The following is a 21,166-nucleotide window of genomic DNA, read 5'->3' as shown; positions in this document are numbered from 1 at the left end:
CGGCGGCGCTGCCACGCGGCGCGCCGCCGGCAATTCACTCATGTGCCGCGCGCCACCTCGATCAGTTCCTTCACGCGCCGCGCAATGTTCGTCAATATGCTCTGCGACGAAGCCGGTTGTCGCTTCCGATGCGGCATGCGCTGTAGATCTTCCCAGTCGCTTTCCAGCGCGCGTGCATGACTCTCCGGCGTGAACGGCCACTCCATCGCGACTGCGCGCACCGGCGCATCGCTATGGCCTTCTCCCGAGCCCTCAATATACGCATTGATGGCCGACGCCTCGCGCTCCGCCGCATCTCTTGAATCTGCCGCGATGAAGTCGTCAGGCCCTTCTATATGGACGCACCACAATTGTTCGCTCACGCGGCCTTCCTTGCCGGATACTGTCATAAGGAACCAGAGTTCAGCAGTTCCCATTTCAGGTCGGAAAAACATGGGCCCTGCGTCGCCTCACTGAACTTTACGTCATTGTGCTCGCCGTTCCATTCCATCACCTGAACCTTCCCGTCATTATCGACGGTCACGTCCCACCCTATGCAGCGCGCAAAAGGCACCTTGCGATGAAGACGCAGGACCGTGTCAACGCAATCGCCGAATGCGGGCATCTTCAGGCCGGCAAACCGGACTTTCGAATCGGGATGTTCTTCCGTCGCGCCCCAGTCGGTCAGGTACCCTTGCCGGGCCAGTTCTCCTGTGACGAGATCCACGGGTACGCAGACCTCGTCATCGACACTAATGTGGGTATGGCGCGCTCTGCCGAGGCGCAGGAACGCGGCACGCAAGGAAGCGCGGCCCAGGTCGTCCACCGTCGTCGTCAGGCGCAAGGTGGCAACGGAGTTTGGAGCGAACGTGCTGAGAAGCGGATGCTGAACGATGAACTTCTGAATGACGCCGTTGCCGAGCGATTTGATCAAACCGCAGTCGAACGACGTGCGGTCGAAGAAATGAATGCCCTTGCCTTGCGCCGAGCCGTCGAGCTTGAAAACGACCCTGTCGCACTCGCTAAACACCACGTTCTCGAGTTCCTGCTCGGGCACCACGACGTTGCGATCCGTAAAGAACAGACCGTTCGCGAAGTAGGCAATGTCCGGAAACGCATCACAGCCGAAGATTACGCGCGACATCGGCTTCAGATTCGAGATTCGCCCGTAGCCGCCCTTCATGCTCGGCACCACCACGCCGCCGTAGTAGTTGTCGGGAATCCAACCCTCCTTGAATGTCCCGCTGAACGCTGCATAAACGCGCAACCAGGGCGCGTAAATCGCGTCGCCGAATACATCGCGCGCGTAGGTATCGGCCAGCTTCAGGTTGGCGGGATCTGGTGGTCCGTACTTCTTCTGCAATTGCTGCAGAGCGCGTTTGGCCTGCGCGCCATGAACCTGATGGAACGCGTATTGCCCCACCTTTTTCATTGAACGCCTGACTACTTTTTCGACGTCGTTTAGTTTCATAGCTGCTCAGCGATTTGATTCACGTTACGCAACTGATGCACTGCATGATCGAGGCCTCGATCCGATGGACGGATCAGTAAGCGTTCGGATGATGCAGGCCCTTGAATATGGTCGCGCAAATAATCTTGACGTCCAGCGCAAACGACCAGTTCCGCAGGTAGTACAGATCATGCGCCACCCGGCCTTCCATTTTCTCGATGCGGTCCGTCTCGCCGCGAAAGCCATTGATCTGCGCCCAGCCGGTGATGCCTGGCTTGATACGGTAGCGGTGAATATAGCCGGAGACGATGCCTTGATACAGGTCGTCGTGTTCGAGTGCGTGCGGCCTTGGACCCACCACCGACATATCCCCGCGCAGCACGTTGAAGAACTGCGGCAACTCGTCGAGGCTCGTGCGCCGCAGGAACCGCCCGACGCGCGTGATGCGCGGGTCCCCGCGCGTTGCCTGTTCGAGGACACCCTGCTTCTGTTGATGCAGGCGCATGCTGCGGAACTTGTAGATCATGAAGACGCGTCCATCCGCGCCTTTGCGGCACTGCTTGAAGAAGACGGGGCCGGGCGAGCTCAGCTTGACCGCTATCGCACACGCAAGAAGTATCGGCGACACAGCGATCAATGCAACGAGCGCAAAGACGCGGTCGAACAATTCCTTCTTCACCATTGCATTCGGGGGCAAAGGCGATGCGGCCAGATTGATGGTGGGGAAGCCGAGCAATTCGGTCACGCTTCCGTCGAAGAGAGCGAGAGCCCGCACGTCCGGCATGAAACGCACGTTTATGAGGTCGTTGCGAAACTCGCCGACCAATTCGAGAATTGCGCGCTCTTCCGATAAAGGCAACGCGAGCCACACTTCATCGACATGCTGTTCACGCACATATTTCGCAAAGGCCGCGCGCTGTTCGAACGTGGGCACAGAACTGGTCGTCTTCTTGCCGGGGCGCAGATTGTAGACGGCGCTGGGCCGAAAGCCCGCGGCAGGCTCCTTCTCCATTTTGCGCAAGATCTCGTCGCAATGATCACCGCATGCCGCAACGGCCACCTTCTGCAGATTCAACCCTGCATTGCGAACCCGCCCGAGCAGAACGTGAGTCACCATGCGGCCCGCGATCATCGCGCCGCCCGCTATGCCTGTCCAGTACGCGAACCAGAGCCGGGACACGAAGTCGATGCGATGCAGGGAAAACATCAAGGCAAGAGCACATGCCTGCACGATCAGCCAGCCGAGCGCCACCTGCCCCACGAGCACGCGTTTCGAACGACCGCGCCACGATTGATAGACGCCCAGAGCAGGAAAGATAGCAAGCGAAAACGCCGCCGCGAAAGCGACGAAAGCCAGATAAAAGTTGTGTTGCGCAAGATCGTCGAAACGGATGTGCGAAGCGACGACCGCGCCGCCGAGAATCATCGCCACATCGAACAATCTGGCCAACAGACCGGTAATCAATCGCATAGCAGACCCCTCGAACACGCTCTGGTTCGCCACCATCGATTAACCTGCACGGCCATACTTGTCGTCGAAGCGGACAATGTCGTCCTCGCCCAGATAGGCTCCGGACTGCACCTCGATGATCTGAAGCGGCACGCAGCCGGGGTTCTCCAGACGATGACGAACACCGAGCGGAATATACGTCGACTCGTTTTCGCCAAGCAGGAATTTCTCGTCGCCGCGCGTGACGAGCGCGGTGCCGCTTACGACGACCCAGTGCTCCGCGCGGTGGTGATGCATCTGCAGCGACAGGCGCGCGCCCGGCATCACGACGATGCGTTTCACCTGAAAGCGGTCGCCGTGATCAATGGAATCATAAAAGCCCCATGGGCGACGTACTTTCCGGTGCGCTTCGGCTTCCGGGGATTTTTCGGCCTTGATGCGCGAGACGAGCCCCTTGATGTCCTGCACGTGCGAACGGTCGGCCACCAGAACGGCGTCGTCCGTTTCGACGACAATCAGGTCGTGCGTGCCGACACATGCCAGCAATCGGCCACCTTGCGAGCGCGCATAGGTCGCCGTCGCGCCTTCGAACAGAACCCGTCCACTTGCTGCGTTGCCGCACTCGTCCTTTTCCATTGCCTGCCACACGGCGTCCCATGAGCCCAGGTCGGACCAACCTGCCTGTAGCGGCACGACTATGCCCGCGAATTGCGAGTCGGGTTTGCCGAGGTGCTCCATCACCGCGTAGTCGATGGAATCCGATGGCGATTGCAGGAAGGCCTCGGCATCGGGCACGACGCAGCCTTCGGTGACCTTCGCGCCTTCGTAGGCCCGCACGCACGCATCGTGAATTTGCGGCTGGAACTGCTTGATGACAGCAAGCCATACTGATGCGCGCACCACGAACATGCCGCTATTCCACCAGTAATTGCCGGACTCGACATACTGTGCCGCGAGCTCGGGCGCCGGCTTTTCCACGAAGCGTTCTATGCGATGGGCACCGTCGTTCAACGCAGCGCCGAGGCGGATATAGCCGAAGCCGGTGTCGGCGCCGGTGGGCGGAACGCCGAGAGTCGCAATCGCGCCCCCGTCTGCATAGCCTGCTGCGATCTGTATCGCCTGATGAAGCGCCGGGAGGTTTTCGATGGCGTGGTCCGCGGGCATTGCCACAAGAATGACGTCCTTGCCCTCCGAAGCCGCGGCGAGCGCAGCCAGCGTCAGCGCAGGCGCCGTATCGCGGCGCCCGGGCTCGACGACAATCCGGGCGGTCACGCCGCTTTCGCGAGCCTGTTCGTAAGTTGCGAAGTAATGTTCCGCACCGCATACGATCACCGGTTCGGGCGCTACTGTCCACAAGGGACTGAAGTTGTCCATCCGGGTCATCGTGGCCTGCAGCAGCGTCCTGTCGCCGATCACGTCGATGAGCTGCTTTGGAAACTGCTCGCGCGAGACAGGCCATAGACGGGTACCGGACCCGCCTGCAAGAATCACCTGCGCGAGCGGCGGGCATTGCTGCGAGACTTCGTTTCGAGCCTCGGTTTCGATCACGCCGGCGGTTGCAAATACTTTATCCATTTTTATCGCTCCTGGACATGAAGGCCACAGCGCGATTAATCGCATAAGCGCCGACGAAATACCCTGCACGTCGGCAACGCTGTGGTCTCACATGTGATCAATGACGGGGTGTGGGCATCAACGGGCTCGGCGAGCCGCGCTGTCCGCGCAAAACTAGGCATGTGTGCCGCCTTTCTCACCCTCTAGCGACGAAGAAACAGCACACATATCGGCGTGGCGCCAGAAAGCCGATGCCACTGAAGCATTACTCGATGTGATACATCATAGTCACCTCACGCTGCACCACAGCAATGCTGGCGCGTTCAGTTGAGGTTTTGGCCAGCCTCGTGGCCTCACTGTGCGCAGCCGCGCATTGGGCCTTTCCTGATGCTTCGGAGTGCGTGCTCGCGCGTGGAAATGAGTGCCTATACGTGGTACCTTCGCGTGGTACCTTCGCGTAGTCCACCTTCATGACAGATGGCAATTTCGTTCATCCAAACGTAGGGCCCCGCCCCTGTTCGGGCGCGCCATTATGGGGCGCGCAGCCTCTCCAACCAGGTTGTGTTCGCACGTAATGGCACTGTCATTGCAAGCTATGCGCCATTTGTTTTTTCGGGAGTCGCAATGGCTTACATTTCGCTACTTGCGCTGTTTTTAACGGTCACGAACTTCGTGCCTTTGAGCGCGGTCGGCTTCGTGCCGATCTTCGTGTATTCGTGGCGTTTTTTCGGCCGGCGCTATCCGGCGTTTATTACGCCGCTAACGGCGTTGACGGTGGTTATCGTCGTCTCCACGCTGCTCTATGATCCGAAATCATTTGCGGAATTTGAGTTCTATCGGCGCGACGGTAACTTTTTCATTTCGTATGCTCCCATTTTTGCCGGGTGTCTGTACGTCCATCGCCTCGACCTGAATAAAGTACTTCGCACGTTCTTCATATTCGCAGTCGGCATCAATATCCCACCGTACGCGCTCTACATCGTCGGCACGGGTTTGCTAGGCATCTTCACCAATCCGGACAACAGCTTCGGCAGCTACTTCATTGCGCGCAATGCGGCGGGGGGGTTCTTCGCCATGCTGTTCTGCCTTGGCGTGGGTTGCTATCTGCAAAAGCGCAGCACGGTCGTGCTCGGGCTGCTCGCAATGAACGCGCTCATGCTGTTCTCCACCTACAGCCGCGGCTCTTTGTTAGGCGCCGCCGCGGTACTGCCGTACCTCTATTTCGGCCGCAAGCGCTGGATGCTGGCTGTCCTGATGGGCGGCCTGATAGTGTGCTCTCTTGCAATGGCGGTTTATCACACAGACCCGGGCGTGGACTACATGGGCTATCCGTTCAATATCCACAACCAGGATGCGAAAGTGGCCAATCTCAACATCCGCTATGAGTGGCTGTGGCCGCGCGCGCTCACCTATTTCGAACAGAGCCCGATTGTTGGCCTCGGCTTTGGTTCGTTCGACGATCACATCGGCAGTGTCATCTCGTACTTCCACCTGTTTGGCGCGCCGTCAGACATTATTGTCGAACATAGCGATTCGCACGCTCACAACTCGTACCTCAATTTCCTCGCCGAGACCGGCGTGATCGGTCTTTTCCTGATGCTGAGCTTTTTCTGGAAACTCGTGGAATGGAGCAAGCTCGGGGCGGCTGCGGGCGCGCTGGTGGGCGGCGGTCAAAACTTCGCGGCATTCCGGTTTGTGGAGATCTCTTCGGTATGCCTGCTGGTCATGGCGGCAACCGAACATCGCCTCGTGTCGCCTTCGAACGTTCTGATCCTTTCGCTCGTCATCTCGCTGCTATTGGCCTCGCAATCGGCCAATGCAATCTTCGCGGAATTCCGCCGGCGGAACTCGCTGGTCCGCTCGCGCGTCTGACCATTTCACGCCCACTTCACTGCAGCGGGAACGCCAATATCCCGCTGCAGCAAACCGAACAAGAACGAGAAACCCTATGTGGACAGTATTCACCAACATAGGCGATGCGGCCGTCACTTTACCGGTGGCGGCTGTCTGCGCCTGCTGGATTGCACTATTCGACATCAAGCTCGCCTGCCGCTGGATCGCAATGCTCGCGGCCGGTGTCGCCATTGTCGGCGCAAGCAAGGTCTTCTATGCGGGCTGGGGCTTATCGTTTCCGGCTTCTGATTTCCGCGTGATTAGCGGCCACGCGATGCTGTCCACCTCGGTCTGGATGGTGGCCATTGCACTGCAACTGAAATGGTGGCGTCTGCCGGCATTGCCGGGCATCGCGGCAGGTCTCGGCATCGGCGCACTGACCGGCATATCGCGTTTGATGGACCTTTCGCATTCCGTGCCCGAAGTGGTTTCAGGCTGGATACTCGGCGCGCTCGTCGGCCTGCTGTTCCTGCACAAGGCGCTTTCCGTTGAATCCGAGCACGCGCGGCCCGCATGGTCGGCTGCGAGCTTTCTGTGCGTGTGTGTGCTCGCCTATGGGCATCAGGCGCCGCTTCAGCGGCTCATTGAAACGCGTTCGCCGCAACTACATAGCCATGCTCATTCGATCATGGCATTCGCCGGCCGCGTCAAATACCGTATTCAGTCTTACGAGGGCACACTAGCAAGGTGACGTTCCCCGGCAGTACGCTCGCGCACGAGATAAGGACGAAGCTGTTCGATCGAGCTGCGCAAAAGCCGCGCGTCGATGAAATCCGTCAATGCCGTCTTGAAGTTCTCGGTCGAGAATCGCTCGGCATTCTGGCGGCAATTGAGCGGATCAAATAAGGACGCATTGCGCTCGAAGCGCGTCACAGCTTCAAGCAAAGATTCCGCAGTCTGCTCGCCGAAGAACACGCCTGTAGGTTGCTCGAGAGGCAAACCGATAACCGACTCGAGCGCGCCGCCCCGGCCGAACGCGATAACCGGCGTACCGCACGCCTGCGCCTCCACAACCGAAATGCCGAAGTCCTCCTCCGCCGCGAATACGAATGCGCGCGCGCGCCGCAAATGATCGACCAGCACATCCAGAGGCTGGTGGCCGAGTATGGTCACGTTCGGGCCCGCAATCGCCTTGACGCGTTTCATTTCCGGCCCATCGCCGATCACCACCAGCCGACGCTCGGGCGTCTGCGAAAAGGCGCGCACGATCAGGTCGATGCGCTTGTAAGGCACCATCCGCGAGGCCGTCACATAGAAGTCCTCTTTCTGTGTGCACATGTTCATATTGTCGAGATCGACGGGCGGATAGATGACAGTGGCGTCGCGCTGATATGCTTTCCTGATTCGCCGCGCGATGAAATGCGAATTTGCCAGCAGATGATCGACACCGTTCGCAGAACGCGAATCCCAGCCCCGAATGTAGTGCAGGAGCGCGCGCGCCATTATCGATTTCAGCCCCTTGTTCAGGTGCGATTCGCGCAGGTACTGATGCTGCAAATCCCACGCGTAACGGATGGGCGAATGCACGTAGCTGATGTGAATCTGATTCGGTCCCGTGAGTACGCCCTTGGCCACCGCGTGCGAACTCGAAATAACCAGGTCGTATGCGGACAGATCGAGTTGCTCGATCGCGATCGGCATGAGCGGAAGATAGGCACGATAGCGCTTACGCGCAAAGGGCATCTTCTGGATGAACGAGGTGTTGACCGGTTTCCCTTTCACGCAGTCGCGGTCCTCGAGAAAGTCGACAATCGAAAAGACGTCCGCTTTCGGAAAGCACTCGATAATGCTTTTCAAAACCTTCTCAGCGCCGCCCGAAACCACCAGCCAATCGTGAACAATAGCGACTTTCACTTCTATCTCCTGTGAGATTACGCGCCGGACACTGCTATTCCGGCAATCCGGTTCACTTGTCCTTGGTCGCGCCTGCCTGCGCTCTCGCGCCCCACGCAAGACCCAGCATGTCGGCGGCACGTCGCGCGCCCGGGACCAGCCCGACCAGTTCGAGTCGGACCATGATGATCATCAGGATCACGGCAAGCGTCGCTTCGCCGAATACGCGAGCCAGTGCCATGCCCATTGCGCCGAAACGCGGCGCAAGAATCAGCGCCGCGGCCAGGTTGAACGCCCCGGAGGCTAGTCCGGCGAATGCGAGCAGGCGGTCTTTCTTGCGCGGCACGATTACGTAGAAGGCGACGAATTCGTTAAAGGCAACGAACGGGAACATCCATGCGAAACATTGAAGAATCCGGGCCGCAGGCTCGAATTCCGCGCCGAGAATCAGCGGCAGGATAAAAGGCGGCAACGTCATTGCGCCGCAAAATACGAGTAGCCCGTAGCCGAGCAGAAGCGCCGCGCCACGGCGGGTGGTGGCATGCGCGCCCTCCTTGTCGCCGTGAGCGAGCTGCCGCGAAATGGTCGGCACGAATACCTGCGACGCCGGTCCCATCAGACTCAGCGCGATAGTGGCAAAGCGCTCGGCCGCGCCGAAATAGCCGACCTGCGCCGGCGTCGACAGGAGCGTCAGCAAATAGGTGGAAGACGCCGTCAGTACCACCGAGCCTGACGAGTAGCAGAAAAGCATTGTGGAGCCGCGAATGAGCGGCATCACGCCTTCCAGTTTCAGTCGCGGTAGTCCCAGCTGCGACGTGGTGATGCCATACGAAATGATCGACGACGCCACTCCCGCAATCAGCAGGCTCGCAAGCACCCACACGGAATCGGTGGGTACTCTCACGAGACTCAGGACCAGCACGAGGCTCACGGCAAAGCCGAATACCTCGATCATGATTGGCGTACGGAAACGCTGACGGCCCTGGAACAGCCAGCCGAGATTCATCGCCGAGACAATGCCGAGCAGCGTGGCAAGCACACCGATCAGCGGCCGCTCTGACAATGTGGGCGAGCACATCGTGGCAATGAGGCCAATGCATCCGCCCAGCACCGCCAGGATGAGCCGCGCACTCGTGTGCAACGAATAGATTGCATTGCACTCCTTCGCCGAATGCGCCTTCGCGACTTCGCGCATTCCGACCAGGCTGAAGCCGTAGCTCACGAGCATCCAGATGACGTTCATGAGCGACATGGACGCGAGCACACGCCCGTACTCCGCGACGCCGAGTATTCTTCCGTAAAACGGCACCACGATGATGAGGTACACGTACCTCATCAAATATCCGCCGTAAACAAACGCAATGACGCTTGCGCTGTCTCGTCTTTCCATTCCGTTCTCCAAAAGCGTCCTCCCGACCTTAACGTTGCGCCACGCGTTGGCGAGCAAGCGGGTTCGAAATGTAGCGAACCACAAAGTCGGAAAGCGGCGAGTACGGTACGAGGCACAAGCCGGAAAGCACCAGGGTGCCGAACTTCTTCTTCACACTCCAGAACGGATTCGCCAGGATTGCGTGAAAGTAGCCCCGTGAGTCGCGCATCATCCACCGCCACCGATGTGCGAACGTTGCGCGATACACGCTAGAACAGAAGATCGCCTTTTCGTGGCCGAAATCATGAAACGTGGGCGATAGTTCGATACCCAGACGCGACTTCGCGATATTGCGCAGAATCGCCCAGCGCATACCGAGCGCCTTCGGCGCTTTTGATATCTGCTCCGAGTTCGCGAACGAAACCGTGCCCCCGTCCGCGTTATGCACGCGATAGCCCCCGAGCGATTTACGCAGCGTAGCGACGGGACCCACCAACGCGGCGCCGTAGATCGCGAAGAAGTCAGCACCGTAGCGATTGATTCCCGGCGCGGGTACCGGAAAGACCTGTCTGAGCGCGCTCACACGATAAGCATTGCCGGACGCAGGCGGCGATGGGTACAGCCAGCCCGCCTGCAGCAGCTGCGCGCAGTTGGGGGGCGGCTCGGTATGCGGTACGTAAGCACCCGAGAGGTGTCCATTCGCGTCCATCACGTCGAGCCGGAACTGAACTTTTGCCCACTCGCCACTCGAAAAAATCTTCATGACCTCCGAGACGGCGCTCGGATACAGGATGTCGTCGGAATCGAGCAGGATTGCAAACTCCGTCTCGAGCGCACCGATCGCATGGTTATAGGCGGACACCTGGCCGCCGTTTTCTTGGAAGATCGCCGTAATGCGAGTGCCGTACTTCTCGATGATGGCTCGCGAGCCGTCTGTCGAACCGTCGTCGAGCACCACGACCTGCGTGCCGGGATAGTCCTGATCGAGAGCGGAATCGATCGCGGCCGCTAGATAGCGTTCGTAGTTGTAATTGCAAATGACAACTGTGACCTGGTTCATGGCATTCAGCGCTATCTGAAGTTTTCGGTGAATCGGAACTGCTACGCAAACGAACGGAGTGCGATATAAGCGAGGTGGGTCGGCGGATCGTTTCTTGCGCCATTGACCCTGTCGGGCACCTTGAAGCCCAATTGCAAACCGTCGTCATTCCAGGTAGTCGTCACTGCGTCCGGTGCACTTACCGTGCCCGTCAACGCGTCTATGAACTCAATCCTTACTTCGCGTGACGCCGGGCGCCTGAGGCCCGCCACTGCCACGTTTCGCCAGCCTGCGGCCGCCTTGACCTGAAGCACGATGTCATTGCCCGAACGCAAGCCACTGCCCGAAGCACCTGGACCAAATTTCAACGGATTCGACAAACTTGCCAGCGGGCCGGAGACAGTCTGATGAAGCACGACGAGGCTTCTTCCCGACACGTTGTAGGTCCGCGCCGGCGGACCGCGATGAGTCAGACGGAAAGGCTCATAGCCGTCCCAGTGATAGATCATCGAGACATATTTATTCGGATCATCCCAGTTGTGATCCAGCGCCCATACCGCGAAATCGAAGAAGTACTCCGGCAGGTAATGCGGGTCCTTCATATACGCATCACCGATTTCGGTCTGCCAGATGCCCCTCGCCGGCCCGTTTTTCACATATCGCTGATATAGCTGATCGAGATCGCTGACACCCAGGTAGTGCGTGTCGAGATAGTCGACCCAGTCCAGCATGCGTTCGTTCGAAGCGGGACTTCTGTACTCCAGCCACTTGCAGTAATTGGAGAGACCGCCCTGGTCCGGCCAGCCGCCGTACACGACATAAGCGTTGTACTTGCGGATGATGCGTGCGGCAGGCAGATGCACTCGTTCCACGTAATCCTGCATCGCATGCTCGTACGGCTTTACCTGTCTGTCGTCCTTGCTGAAGTTGGGACCGTGCCAGAACGTCGCCTGCACTGCGCCGCCGGACAGTTTTCCGGCCGCCTCATTCCATATCTGGAAATAGCGCAGATTGAATGGCGGCGCGGAGTACTTGCGCACGACTGCTTCGACGTAACGCGTCCACGCGCGCACGTCCACCGGCGCGGAATTGCTGTCGCCGGGCACGATCGCATTCCACGGTGCGGTATAGCCAAGCAACAACAGCGACTTGATGCCATTGCGATTGTTCAGTAACAGCGCTGACGGAAGGTCGCCGTCGAATTGCGATCCCGTCTTGTCGACGCGAATGGGTTCTCTGGGCGAGTCTGGCTGGCCGGGGCCGACCGAATCGCGGCCCCAGCTGATGCCCATTTGCCGCCACATTTCCACGTCGCGGCTTGCTCCCGCCCATCCGTTCGCGCCGATCATGTCGGTGATCCTGCGATCGCCGCTGCTGCGGCCTTGCGCGCCGGTGCCGGCTGACGGTGAGGTCTTGCCGTACGCAAGCGGTATCGCGGCGCTAACGAGCGCCGCAATGGTTCGCAATGCCCGACGTCTACCGGCACTCTCTCGAATGCGATACATTGGCCTGCCCACCGACATTCGCTACCCCGCCGACGCGCTGGCTGGCACGCCCGACAAGCGGACACCCGCCTGCCCCTTGAGAATCTCCAGCACCGCTTGCGCCGTCATATCCCAGCGGAATTCGCGTGCACGCGCGTATCCCATTGCCTTGTAGCGTTGCCGGAGCGCATCGTCTGTCATCATCAGAGAGATCTTTTCGGCGATGTCGTCCGCGGATGTAGCGTCGCAATACAGCGCTGCTTGTGCGCACACCTCGGGCACAGAGGTCCGCGACGAGGCGACAACCGGACAGCCGCAGTACATGGCTTCGAGGGGCGGCAGCCCAAACCCTTCGTAAAGCGACGGGAACACCAGACAGCCGGCGTTTTCATAAAGCGCCTTCAATTCGCCGTCGGTGACAAACCCGGCCCACACTACTCTTTCCGACTGCGGTTTTTCTTGCGCGAGTTCGCTATTAAAAATGCGGGCGTTCTTGCCGCCGACCACGACGAACTTCACATGGTCGAGATGCCCTAGCTTTTCGATTGCTTCGAGCACGCGTTGCAGGTTCTTGCGCGGATCGAGGCTGCCGACCACCACACAATAGGCGTCCGTGACGAGACCAAGGCGCTCTAGTACCGCGGGATCCGATGCAACGCGATCCAGATGATCCGCAGCAGGATGCACCACCGCGACTCGCGACTCGTCGACTTTGAGGTGATGGCAAATGCGCGATTTCGAGAACTTCGATACGGTAAGGATCATCGGCTCCATGCGCGGCAGCATGAAAAAGCACAGGCGATACCACAGCACGAATTTCTTCGAAAATCCGCCCGGCACGTCGTAGACCGCCATGTCGTGAACCATGACGACCTGGCGCCGTTTCAAGAGCGGATTCGTATTGCACAGATTCAGAAGCCTGACACCTCTCGCGGCAATAGGCAGCGTAATCTGCTCCCACAGCGTGCCGCGTAGCCACGGAAAGCGCCGTTGCCATTTCAACAACGCACCTGGTTCCCTGGTATTGCGAGGGACAAAGACTTCCAGTTGCTCGCCTGCGGGAATCCGCATCTGCATAGCTCTCGTCAACTCATACGCAACTCGCTGCACACCCGTGACCGGTTGCGAAGTGAATTTCCCGTTGATTGCAAACGCCATCTGCTTCTCCGTTTTGCGAATTACTCGAGCGACGGTGGCAACTTGCTCACGTTCGCACAGGTCCACTGGTTGGTTCGGCATCGCCGTAATCGCTGGCGTAGTTCGTTGCATAGCCATAGGTCCGCGTACTCCGGCGCAGCGGAATGCCGTTGAACACGGCACCGGCAATGCGGCCCTCCGCGCGCTCCATCTTCTTGATCGTGTCTTCGATCTCCTCCTCGCTCTGCATGCCCGAGCGCAGGACCAGCAGCGATGCGCCGGCCTCGCTCGCAATGATCGACGCGTCGGTGACTGCCAGGAACGGCGGCGTATCGAAGATCACGAGATCGAATTGCGCGCTCAGACGCTCGAGAACTTCCTTGAAGCGCGGTCTCGCAAGCAAGGCGGCAGGATTGTCCGGGCGCGATCCGCACGAGAGGAACGAGAGATTTTCGATACCCGTGTGCCGAAGCGCATTGCGCAGCGGCATGCGGTCCGAGAGAACTTCCGAAAGTCCACCACGGTTGCTCTGATTGAAGAGCGACGCGAGATGACCGCGGCGCATATCCGCATCGATAAGAAGAACTCGTGCGCCTATCTCCGCCTGCAATGTCGCGATATTGGCCGCGACGAAGCTCTTGCCCGCCGAAGGCGTCGGCCCGATCACCATCAGAATGTTGTTGCGCGAATGCGCGAGATCGCGCGCCAGAGAAGTGCGCACTGCCCGCAGCGCCTCCACCGACGTATCGTTCGGAAAACGTTCTGCGAGTACCCTGGTACCGCCGCTGGGCACCTGTATTTCCGACCCGCCGCTCGCCGCCGGTTGCGGCAAACCGGCCCGCGCGGCAGCACCGGGCAGTGATTTCGCACCCGGATTGGTTCTGTCGAGCAACGACTGCTGCTGACTGAACAGGATCTCGCCGAATACCGGCATGCTCATGCTGCGTTCGACATAACGCGGATCGGTCACGCCGGTCATCACATGGCGGCGCATGAAGACCAGCACGATGCCCGACACGATGCCGAGTGCAAGGCCACCAGGCAGCACGAGAATCGGCTGCGGTTTGACAGGACGATGCGGCGTGATGGCCTGGTCCACGATGTGGGCGCCGCCGGTCGTACTTGCACGACGCACCTGCAATTGCTCGGCCTTCTGCACCATGCCGAGGTAAATGGTCTCCGCCACCTTCTGCGCGCGCAAAAGATCGACGCTCTCGCGCTCGGACGCCGGCATGCCATTGAAGTGGCCGTTGAAATTCGCCTTCGCGCTATTGAGCTGCGCGAGTTGCGTATCGACGCTCTGCACCCAACGGCTCTGCGGCGTGTACCGCTCGAGCAGTTGCGTGCGCTGCAATTGCAGCGTCGCGATCTGCCGGTCGATATCGAGACCTCCCTGCAGATAGGCCTGCGCCTCCGCAGTTGGCTGCATGGATTGAGAATTCGCGCGGAATGCCTTCAGTGCTTCTTCGGCCTTTCTCAGGTCCGCAAGCAGACGCGGAAGTTCTCCGTTGATGAACGCGAGCGTCGTCGTGTCGTTGGCCTGGCGGCTGGCAATTGCCGTCGTCAGGTATTGCTGACCCAACGCGTTGGCGACCTCGGCCGCCTTGGCCGCACTCTTGTCCGTGTACTCGATCTGGACCAGACCGGAGTCCTTCAACTTGTCGCCAACTTTGATGAGCCCGTCAAAGCGCTTGATGGCGTCCACCTCGTTCCATCGTACAACCGTGAACTCAGTGTTCGGGCGCGCGACCAGTTCGTCGACGCGCATCGAAATGCCGTTGCTCGACACCGGCTTGCCGACCGTGCCGTGGAGGAACACCTGATCCTGCGGGCCGCGTAGCTCGTAGGTGTTGTCCTCGCCCGCGACGAGGGTCATTTTTTCTTCTTCCAGATCCTTAGGGACGTCGAGCGCGCCGATTTTTACCTGCTCGCCACCCCATGCGTAGGACTTGAGTCCGAGCCATGGTCGCGAGGGTTCGCCAGGCGTCGCAAACTTCTCGGCGATATCGCCGAGTAACGGCAGCTTGCGCGGCGTCACCGAGACGTCGAAACGGAAACGCTCGATGACCGGCTGCAGCACCGAACGGCTACGAATTACGCCCATTTCGGTTACAGGCGATGGAGCGGGCGGAGGCAGGTTCTCCTGATTCTGAAGCGCGAGTCCCAGAGCGTTCGGTTCCGGTGGATCCACGCGAATCAGCACGTCTGCGGAATAGATCGGCGACGCAATCAGCAGATAAGCGGCAGCCAGGCTGAAAACGACGACCGTGGTAAGTACGATTTCCCAGATATGGTCGCGCATGAGACGAAGCATGGCGCGCGCGCTAAGCTGGCCACGCTCTGTGCTGGCACTCCCAGGGAGCGAATTCAGAGGATAGTAGTCCACCGGTTTGATCCTTCCATGTTTGATGGGCACAGTAATGAGTCGACACCGCCTGGCTGCACCAACGGTCCACATTCCAGAGCCGTTGCCAGCAGGAATGCGTATGGCGTAGCGCGACGCATAGTCGGAGCTACGTCATGGTCTTGCCAAGCCAAGTGGCTGTCCACCTGCTTGAACGATCAAAGGCTGCGCCGCAAGCAGCACGGCTCGCCCCGTCTCCAGACTTTCGAATCCCCCAGATAGCGGAACGACAGCTTAACGCCGCGTCTCGCGTTTATTTGGTACTACAAAAGGTCAACGTGCTCGATGCACCGACACCCCGGACGGCTTAGTTCGCCATACACGGCCCGGCCCTGGACTCGCGTAAGCGTTGCCTCGTCGTACGTCGTCCGTGCAAAGCACTTCAGGACGCGGCAATAACTACACCTCAACCGATTCATTCAAGCGAAAAGGCGAAGAAATTGCGCATTGCTGGCATTCGATAGGTACTACAGGGGCAACCGTTTATTGCTTCAGATGTTGCAGTGAAGCATAGCGCTCATGAGAATAGCCGTAGCGCTATCGGCATAAATTCGGGTGCTATTGGCCGATTCCGCCGAAGCGGTTACCGCGCAACACACTACGCAGAAAGGGTTGTAGCTATGTGCAATGGATGTAACAGAGTTATACCGGGCGGGGCGTTGAGGCCTCAAATACATTTAGTCACATTTCATATGCCTTCAGGCGACCCCCAATAGTCGTTTGCGGACGCATCGCCTTGTCCGGCGGGGCTTTGCGCGACAAGACTCTTGCGACCCTCAATAACGCCGCGCTTATTATGCCCAGCAAATCTTGCTGATTCTTACCTTCACTTGTATGGCTTTATTTAGCCATTCTGGGTAATTATTTCCCCGATCATCACAATTGCGCCAAAACACCGTCGGATACCGGCCACGTTCGCCAGGGTCATTTGAGTACGCTAATCTCGTCACGTAGACAGTGATTCACCCTGTTTGGAGAACTAAGCGTGACGACTTCCACAGATTTTCTTACGTCGTATCTTGATACGCACCGCAGCGGTCCAAGAGTAGCGACGCGGAAGCCAGCTAAGCACATTGGGCTTCTCGTGTCGCAGGAATGCTCGATGGCGACAGCCGGAGCAATCGGCGACGCATTCCGGCTTGCAAACGAACTGTCAGACGGCGCTACTGATGACTCACCGTATCGGCTTTCAGTGCTTTCTGAAAGCGGAGGGCTCGTAACCAGCTCATCCGGCATTTCGATCTGGACCCAAAGTATCGAGCGCAACCGGCTAGGCGATTTCCATGCATTGTTTGTCGCGTGCCGGGACGCGGCGCGGGCGCTCGAGTCCAATGACCGGCTTCTCTCGTGGATAGCGCGTCAAGGCTCGATCGCATCATTCGACATTCAGCAAGGCGCGAACCTGATGGTGGTTTGCAAGGACCCACTGCATTCCACGGTACCCATCTTCCTGTTCGACGACGCGCCCACTACCGCGCGAGCCAACAGCGCGACGCCCACGGATCTCGCGCTCGCGCAGATCGAGCGGGACGTGAGCACGGAAGTAGCGCGAAAAATCGCCGACACGCTGCAGACGACCTACGTCGAGTCAGACAAGTTCGAGCTGGACGACGCGAGCATCACGACGACCACGGAGAAGATTCGCGAGTCGGCGCGTTGGATCAAGGAGAACTACAGCAATCCTATTTCCGTCGCAAAGGCCGCTGAGTGCGCGGCGATGAGCAAGCGAAACTATCAGCGCCGCTTCAAGTTCGAATTCGGCATGACGCCACTCGAGTATCTGTTGCGCACACGTTTTGAAGTAGTTCGCGCAATGCTGCGCAATACCGACCTGCCCGTCGACAAGATCGCGCGACGCTGCGGCATGGGGGACGGCAATCGTCTCGGCCGTCTCTTCAAGGAGCGCTATGGGATGTCCCCCACTCAATTTCGCGCGCAGCAACGCCTCGAAGTCGCGGAGCGATGCGTCGCAATCGAGGACTGACGGCTAGTGGCAGTGCAGACGGGAGACGCGGCCGTTAGAGCGCGTTGCCCGTCGCGCCCGCGCGCCTCGAGCGTCGCACCGCTATTCACAGGGATCGGACAATGACAACAACGAAGTCAGTGCAGTTTTCCAATGACGCCGCGAGCCACCATCAGGAACAGCGTCGCGAGTCTCCCGTAAGAAGGCTAAAAGAAGCGGCCAAGTCAATGCTGCCGGCACCTTTGTTTGTCAGCCTGCTGCATCACAAGGAAATTGGCCGCTATCCGAACCTGCTGCGCCCCACCACGTTTAACGAAAAGATCTTGCAGAAGAACCTGCGGCCGGACCCGTGGTTCGTCGAACTGACGGACAAGCTGACGGTCCGCGAGTATGTCGCGAGAAAGCTCGGCGAACAGCATGTGATACCGCTGTTGGCCGCGCCGGAAGCCTTCACGAAAGAAGTATTTGATGCCCTGCCCGACCAGTTCGTGATGAAGGCCAATCACGGCAGTAGTTACGTAGAGGTGGTCAGAAGCAAATCGGCAACGTCTTTCGAGCGGCTGCGAGATCTCGCGAACTACTGGCTGTCGCTGGACTTCTACAAGATTGCGCGCGAAAGACACTACCGCCACATCAAGCCGCGCATTTTCTTCGAACATTTGCTGCTCGACCACAGCGGCAAGATTCCAGCCGACTACAAACTGCACTGCTTCGGCGGACGAAGCGGACGGCCGACTATCTATATTCTCGTGATCTCGGACAGATTTGGCGGGAACACACGAGGCGACGTGTACGACGTCGACTGGAATCACCTGGACATAGCAATCGGCTACTACAAACGCAGCCCGATACCGGCGCCGCGCCCCGACAATCTGGATGCGATTCTGCACGCGGCCACAAAACTATGCGAGGATTTCGACTATGTTCGTGTGGACCTGTATGCGCCGGACAACAAGGTGTATTTCGGTGAGCTAACGTTTACGCCGGGCGCCGGAGTTCTACCCTTCACGCCCGACAGAATCGATTACGAGTGGGGAAAACTGGTGCCCGACACCTTCTGTCGTTGACATCGCACAGCAGGCACGCCGTTGCGGCATGCACAGGCCGTGACGTGAATAAAGCTGGTCTCGCCTTGCAAGCAAGGCGAGACCAGCTTCGTTGACGGGCGAGTGAAACTCGCTCAGGTGTCCGCGTGGCTGGACGTGAAGCTGGTGAACGCGTTGTACGGCGCGTCGATCGCTTTGCCGTTGACCATGATGCCGTACGTGTTGTTGCCGCTATCCAGAACGTAGTACATAACCGACTGAATGTTGTGCGTTTTTCGGGCATTGTAGAACGCGCCCAGTCGGTCGGAGATGTAAGTCCCGCGGTAGCTTTCCGACTTCTCCGGGCCAGTGTTCCACTCGGTGACGATGAGCGGTACGCCGTAGCGGGCCTTGCAATAGGTCGCGAGGTCGAAGCCCGGACCGGCGCCGTCGGTGCCGACGTTGAACAGGTCGCCGTACACTTCGTAATTGTGCCAGGTCGTGACGTCCCAACGGACCTTCGGATAGCCGCCGCTGCCGTCAGGCTGCATGCCGTCCCACAGCGCGTCCGATGCGCCCACGTCCGCGACGCAGAAGTTGATGCCGCACTTGGCGTCCGGCTGCGCCGACTTCACGCCGTCGATCATTCCGCGCATGACGCCGCGCATGATCGGCCAGTTTTGATTGTTGAAGTCGCTCGCTTTCGAGCCCGCATACGTGAAGTCCACCACGGTCGCGTCTTGCCGCGTCAACTCGTTGCCGCACTCGTAAATCGTCACGCCGTACGGCTTCAACGCGTTGGCGACGGTCGCGCCGACCGAGCGACCGCGATCATATGCAATCGATTCGCTGCCCATGATCCCGCCCGTCTCATAGACGCCCTGGTCGATCAGCACGAGAAGCGTGAGTCCTGCCGACTGGAACGCCTTCGCCAGCTTGATGACCGCATTGAGATCCTTCGGATCGTCAGTCACGCCGACGCGATAGCTCGTGCAATTCATGCTCTTCAGAATCGACACGACCTGTTCGGGCGTGTACGTGTAGTCGGCGTGCCCGTTCATGCCGTAGAAGCTTCCCGCAGCCGGTGCAACGTCGATGCGCGGATCGCTGCAAGGCAGCCATTGGTCCGCGACGTCCGCGTTCACAAAGAATTGACCATTGGTACCGCGATGCCAGATCTTGCCGCCGTACCAGAGCACGAGCGACACGTTATACGTGTTGCCGACCGTCGAGCCGTTGCGGTAGATGACGCCGTTCGCGACCGTCCACACATCGCCTGAGCTATCGGTGATCGAAGCGGCGGGAGGCATTGCAGTGCCGGCGGCCGATGCGGCAGCAGAAGTAGCTTTCGCCACAGGACTCGCGGACGCCTTTGCTGTTGAACTCGCGCTAGCGTCTTCCGAGCCACCGCCGCCACAGGCGCTAAGCAGATAAGTACCGGCCAGGGCCGTCAGCCCTCCGAGGAATTGTCGTCGTTTAACCATGATTGTTTTTCCCACTGTCGAGAAGTTCTCGATAAAAAATCAAAAAAGATAAGTTTTTGAGTTCAAACAGAACTGCGTTTCTTTCGGAACAGCTTTTCATTAATTCGTTGTGCTTATCGATGCACAATTGCACGTTTCACTATCAGTAATTCAATCAGTGCAGTCACATTGCCAAGACAACGTGGAATAACCTGGCTGGCGGCAGAAAATGCTCCGCCCATCGCGATGCGCTCGACGCCGCGATACGTTGATGAACTTCTGGAAAGACCGTTTGGGCAAAACTGCTGCCGAGGCGCCACGTGTTACCGCGAACTTTGACCCGGAGGTTGAAGCCGAACGTTGATCCGGAAAAGTTGTTCGCTTGCGTGTCGCGACGGGGTAAATCGTACCCGCTAATGCACGATAGGTCACATGGAAATTAGTACTTTTCGGCCAAAAAGCAGGATTCTTTCCGAGAACTTCGCAGAACGCAAAAATTTCTGCTTTCTGATGATGATCGGAAGATTAGATGGACTTAACGCTGGGCCATCCGACCCCAGCAAGATCTTTTACGTTGCTTCCAGCTTACAGTAAATATTTCTCGTTGGTCGGAAACCGACGCTGCAACGAAGAAAAAACGCCCATCATCAGACGAAACGGCGAAGAACCGCATTGCGCGCCGATGCGTAGTCGGATGGAATTTTCCGGGCGAAAACATCATATGAAATATCTTTTCTCGTGGTTAACTCTATCGCGGCGCATTCTCTCGCCGGAACGCTCGTTTGAGGCGGTCGCCCGGACGTCTGATCGGTTGCAGGTGCTCCGAAACTACCCCTTCTGGCGCCGCTTACCATAATGCCGTTTTCTCGGGTGGATGCTGGACGGTGCAAGCACTCATATTTGAGTTGCCAGTAGATATTAATTTCAAAAAACGCCGTGCCTGAAATGCAGAGCATTAATAATGCTGAGACCGCAACAAGCACCGACAAAATCTAACTGCACGATTCCCTTTTGACGATATAAGAAAATCCGTACCTGAAAGATGCCGCTCATTAGCCACATCATGTAGAAACGGTAAGCGAGCACTAATGACCGCATCCACGCACGTTACTCGCAAATTGAA

The 21,166-nt window shown here is 58.7% G+C and carries 15 protein-coding genes; 4 read left to right on the top strand and 11 right to left on the bottom strand.

Features of this window, described 5'->3' with window-relative positions; genetic code table 11:
• Window positions 1–38 precede the first annotated feature (38 nt).
• The 4 genes from A3AC_RS0116315 to A3AC_RS0116300 form a co-directional block, all read right to left on the bottom strand.
• A complete protein-coding gene (locus A3AC_RS0116315; RefSeq protein WP_084515477.1) occupies window positions 39–389 on the bottom strand; it encodes a hypothetical protein in 351 nt (116 codons plus the stop codon).
• Window positions 386–1,411 (bottom strand): sugar-transfer associated ATP-grasp domain-containing protein, encoded by a 1,026-nt coding sequence (locus tag A3AC_RS0116310; RefSeq protein ID WP_035475272.1) that lies wholly within the window; start codon window positions 1,409–1,411, stop codon window positions 386–388. The genes A3AC_RS0116315 and A3AC_RS0116310 overlap by 4 nt, the downstream gene beginning before the upstream one ends.
• Window positions 1,412–1,523: 112 nt before the next feature.
• On the bottom strand, window positions 1,524–2,900 hold the full coding sequence (locus A3AC_RS0116305) for an undecaprenyl-phosphate glucose phosphotransferase (protein ID WP_025600122.1): 1,377 nt from the start codon (window positions 2,898–2,900) through the stop codon (window positions 1,524–1,526).
• Between the two features lie 39 nt (window positions 2,901–2,939).
• A complete protein-coding gene (locus A3AC_RS0116300) occupies window positions 2,940–4,454 on the bottom strand; it encodes a mannose-1-phosphate guanylyltransferase/mannose-6-phosphate isomerase (RefSeq protein ID WP_025600121.1) in 1,515 nt (504 codons plus the stop codon).
• Between the two features lie 603 nt (window positions 4,455–5,057).
• Between A3AC_RS0116300 and A3AC_RS0116290 the strand changes: the two genes are divergently transcribed.
• Window positions 5,058–6,305 (top strand): O-antigen ligase family protein, encoded by a 1,248-nt coding sequence (locus tag A3AC_RS0116290; RefSeq protein ID WP_025600118.1) that lies wholly within the window; start codon window positions 5,058–5,060, stop codon window positions 6,303–6,305.
• A 76-nt stretch (window positions 6,306–6,381) separates the two neighbouring features.
• Entirely contained in the window at window positions 6,382–7,017 is a 636-nt protein-coding gene (locus A3AC_RS0116285) for a phosphoesterase PA-phosphatase (RefSeq protein ID WP_025600117.1), read from the top strand.
• Here the strand turns inward: A3AC_RS0116285 and A3AC_RS0116280 are convergent.
• The 6 genes from A3AC_RS0116280 to A3AC_RS0116255 are packed head-to-tail and all read right to left on the bottom strand — an operon-like array spanning window position 6,993 to window position 15,502.
• Window positions 6,993–8,180: a glycosyltransferase family 4 protein gene (locus A3AC_RS0116280; RefSeq protein ID WP_025600115.1), complete on the bottom strand. Its 1,188-nt coding sequence runs from the start codon at window positions 8,178–8,180 to the stop codon at window positions 6,993–6,995. The genes A3AC_RS0116285 and A3AC_RS0116280 overlap by 25 nt on opposite strands.
• 52 nt (window positions 8,181–8,232) lie before the next feature.
• Window positions 8,233–9,549: a lipopolysaccharide biosynthesis protein gene (locus A3AC_RS0116275; RefSeq protein ID WP_025600114.1), complete on the bottom strand. Its 1,317-nt coding sequence runs from the start codon at window positions 9,547–9,549 to the stop codon at window positions 8,233–8,235.
• A gap of 28 nt (window positions 9,550–9,577) precedes the next feature.
• Window positions 9,578–10,588, bottom strand: a complete 1,011-nt coding sequence (locus A3AC_RS0116270; protein WP_025600112.1) for a glycosyltransferase family 2 protein — start codon at window positions 10,586–10,588, stop codon at window positions 9,578–9,580.
• A gap of 41 nt (window positions 10,589–10,629) precedes the next feature.
• A complete protein-coding gene (locus A3AC_RS0116265) occupies window positions 10,630–12,072 on the bottom strand; it encodes a hypothetical protein (RefSeq protein WP_025600111.1) in 1,443 nt (480 codons plus the stop codon).
• Window positions 12,073–12,093: 21 nt separating this feature from the next.
• Window positions 12,094–13,209: a glycosyltransferase family 4 protein gene (locus A3AC_RS0116260; protein ID WP_025600110.1), complete on the bottom strand. Its 1,116-nt coding sequence runs from the start codon at window positions 13,207–13,209 to the stop codon at window positions 12,094–12,096.
• A gap of 46 nt (window positions 13,210–13,255) precedes the next feature.
• Window positions 13,256–15,502 (bottom strand): polysaccharide biosynthesis tyrosine autokinase, encoded by a 2,247-nt coding sequence (locus tag A3AC_RS0116255; RefSeq protein WP_035475239.1) that lies wholly within the window; start codon window positions 15,500–15,502, stop codon window positions 13,256–13,258.
• Window positions 15,503–16,694: 1,192 nt separating this feature from the next.
• Here A3AC_RS0116255 and A3AC_RS0116250 point away from each other — a divergent pair.
• Both A3AC_RS0116250 and A3AC_RS0116245 read left to right on the top strand, forming a co-directional pair.
• The gene (locus tag A3AC_RS0116250) at window positions 16,695–17,576 is read left to right on the top strand and encodes a GlxA family transcriptional regulator (protein WP_025600107.1); all 882 of its coding nucleotides are present in this window, start codon (window positions 16,695–16,697) and stop codon (window positions 17,574–17,576) included.
• 101 nt (window positions 17,577–17,677) lie between these two features.
• Window positions 17,678–18,622, top strand: a complete 945-nt coding sequence (locus A3AC_RS0116245; RefSeq protein WP_025600105.1) for an ATP-grasp fold amidoligase family protein — start codon at window positions 17,678–17,680, stop codon at window positions 18,620–18,622.
• 113 nt (window positions 18,623–18,735) lie between these two features.
• On the opposite strand, the gene A3AC_RS0116240 is transcribed toward A3AC_RS0116245, so the two are convergent.
• Window positions 18,736–20,064 carry a hypothetical protein gene (locus A3AC_RS0116240; protein WP_025600103.1) on the bottom strand — a complete coding sequence of 443 codons (1,329 nt, stop codon included), beginning with the start codon at window positions 20,062–20,064 and terminating at the stop codon, window positions 18,736–18,738.
• Between the last annotated feature and the right edge of the window lie 1,102 nt (window positions 20,065–21,166).

It is taken from the genome of Burkholderia sp. WSM2230 (assembly GCF_000472445.1).
Lineage (GTDB): Bacteria > Pseudomonadota > Gammaproteobacteria > Burkholderiales > Burkholderiaceae > Paraburkholderia.
Note: the sequence above shows the minus strand (reverse complement) of the source record. Positions and strands in the feature narration are given on the sequence as shown.

Coding starts and splice junctions, on each gene's coding strand:
- A3AC_RS0116305 (WP_025600122.1), bottom strand. CDS start 2,900: ATGCGATTGATTACCGGTCTGTTGGCCAGATTGTTCGATGTGGCGATG.
- A3AC_RS0116275 (WP_025600114.1), bottom strand. CDS start 9,549: ATGGAAAGACGAGACAGCGCAAGCGTCATTGCGTTTGTTTACGGCGGA.
- A3AC_RS0116290 (WP_025600118.1), top strand. CDS start 5,058: ATGGCTTACATTTCGCTACTTGCGCTGTTTTTAACGGTCACGAACTTC.
- A3AC_RS0116240 (WP_025600103.1), bottom strand. CDS start 20,064: ATGGTTAAACGACGACAATTCCTCGGAGGGCTGACGGCCCTGGCCGGT.
- A3AC_RS0116270 (WP_025600112.1), bottom strand. CDS start 10,588: ATGAACCAGGTCACAGTTGTCATTTGCAATTACAACTACGAACGCTAT.
- A3AC_RS0116300 (WP_025600121.1), bottom strand. CDS start 4,454: ATGGATAAAGTATTTGCAACCGCCGGCGTGATCGAAACCGAGGCTCGA.
- A3AC_RS0116245 (WP_025600105.1), top strand. CDS start 17,678: ATGACAACAACGAAGTCAGTGCAGTTTTCCAATGACGCCGCGAGCCAC.
- A3AC_RS0116260 (WP_025600110.1), bottom strand. CDS start 13,209: ATGGCGTTTGCAATCAACGGGAAATTCACTTCGCAACCGGTCACGGGT.
- A3AC_RS0116285 (WP_025600117.1), top strand. CDS start 6,382: ATGTGGACAGTATTCACCAACATAGGCGATGCGGCCGTCACTTTACCG.
- A3AC_RS0116265 (WP_025600111.1), bottom strand. CDS start 12,072: ATGTATCGCATTCGAGAGAGTGCCGGTAGACGTCGGGCATTGCGAACC.
- A3AC_RS0116255 (WP_035475239.1), bottom strand. CDS start 15,502: ATGCTTCGTCTCATGCGCGACCATATCTGGGAAATCGTACTTACCACG.
- A3AC_RS0116310 (WP_035475272.1), bottom strand. CDS start 1,411: ATGAAAAAGGTGGGGCAATACGCGTTCCATCAGGTTCATGGCGCGCAG.
- A3AC_RS0116315 (WP_084515477.1), bottom strand. CDS start 389: ATGACAGTATCCGGCAAGGAAGGCCGCGTGAGCGAACAATTGTGGTGC.
- A3AC_RS0116250 (WP_025600107.1), top strand. CDS start 16,695: ATGGCGACAGCCGGAGCAATCGGCGACGCATTCCGGCTTGCAAACGAA.